This window comes from Mycobacterium sp. NGS45, from assembly GCF_059812645.1.
The window spans coordinates 1-1,617 of the sequence record NZ_JCALDB010000053.1 but is presented as its reverse complement, the minus strand read 5'-3'; the positions used below and the strand labels follow the sequence as shown (position 1 = coordinate 1,617).

The following is a 1,617-nucleotide window of genomic DNA, read 5'->3' as shown; positions in this document are numbered from 1 at the left end:
TAGCCTCGATCTTTCACCTGGCCGGTGATTGAGATCGTTTATTGATGTTGACGAGCGGTTGCGATGGTGGGCGGCCTGGTGTTCCGGCGTTGCGTGTCGCCGGTGCTCCTGGGTCCTTGGTCGTAGGATCGGTGGTGCGCGTTAGGTGGTTTGTATTGCGGTCCAGCCGGTTTCGATGAGGTCACTCCATGGCCAGCCTCGGGGTAAGCGTAGGTAGCGGCGCCGTCCAGAGGAGATGATGCGCCCGGCTACGGCCAGTATTCGCAGGCGTAGCCGTTTGGGTTCCCAGCGTCGTGCCGGCTGTTCGGTGAAGGCGAGGACTTGGGTCCAGACCAGCAGGTCAGCGGCCAGCATCGCGATCTGGAGCCAGATCTGGTTCTGGTCGAACCGGTGAAAGGGCAGGTTGGTCAGGCCGGTGTCTTTGAGGTTGCGGATGCGGTCCTCGGCCCGGGCGCGTTGGCGATGGCGGACTTCCAGATCCGGGATCGACCAACCCTTGGTGTTGGTGGCAAAGCAAGTGATCCGCCAGCCGTTGTCGTCGGTGAGCCGTAGCTGGGCGCCGGGGTGGGGGCGTTCGCGGCGAGCGATCACTCGCATCCCGGCGGGCCAACCACGCAGTGTGTCAGGCAGATGGGGGGTCAGCTCGGCAACCTGGGCGCCTTCGCGTGGTGATCCGTCGCCGTCGAGGGCGGCCCGCCAGGCTTGGCGAGGCACTTTCGACAAGGCCTCCACGATCGGGGGCATGCCGTAGAACCCGACGCTGTACTGCAGACCGAGATTGGTGATGTGGTGCAGGAAGTCTTTGACCCCGCCGCCGGTGTCGGTGCGCACCAGCACCTGGTCGCGTTCGGGGACAGGCAATTGGGCCAGTGCTGCATCCAGGACGGTGATGTGATCGGCGGCGCTGTTGGAGCCGGCTGAGCCGGGGCGCAACAGGCCCGCCACGGCTTCACCAGAGCCATGCAGACCGTGATCGACAAAGGCCAGCATGGGATGAAACCCGTACCCGTACTTGAAGGTCGGTGTCGCGCCCTGTTTGTCGCTGTGGGCGGTGACCAAAGTGGCGTCCAGATCGATGATCACCTGATTTCCGGCGCCGGCCAGCGGCCGCCTACGGTGCCAGACCCGCTGGCGGGCAACCGCCCGCGCCGCCCGGATCGCTGCGATCGCGGCATCGACATCATCGGCCAGCGTAGTGATCAGTCGGGACACGGTGGCATCGGAAGCTACCTGCCCGAACACCTCCGGCTGGGCCCGAACCACGGCGACATCAGCGGCACAGTCACCACCGAGCGCGACCGCGATCGCCACATCGATGAGGACCTTGGCAGGGTCGTGAACAGCACGCGACGCCCGCCACGGCGCCAATGCCGCTGACATGGCCTTATCCAGTCCGGAGCAGTCCAGGGTCTGCCTCAACAACAGCCCGCCGGCCGACGACACCAGCGACTCACGACCCGAATCCACCACTACCGAACACACGGCGCTACGCTTCACCTACGGGGTGCCTTCCTACTTGACGAACCTTGGCCCTCAGCAAGTCAATGTTCTCAACTAGGACAGGCACTTCCGTGCATTACAGGCCCGCGTCACCGGCCAATTCATGAAACGTCGAGG

At 64.7% G+C, this 1,617-nt stretch carries 1 protein-coding gene; it reads right to left on the bottom strand.

All coding sequences use genetic code 11. The features are described 5' to 3' along the window. Positions 1-141 precede the first annotated feature (141 nt). A complete protein-coding gene (locus tag AC5Y3P_RS22285; RefSeq protein WP_500048113.1) occupies positions 142-1,497 on the bottom strand; it encodes an IS1380 family transposase in 1,356 nt (451 codons plus the stop codon). Between the last annotated feature and the right edge of the window lie 120 nt (positions 1,498-1,617).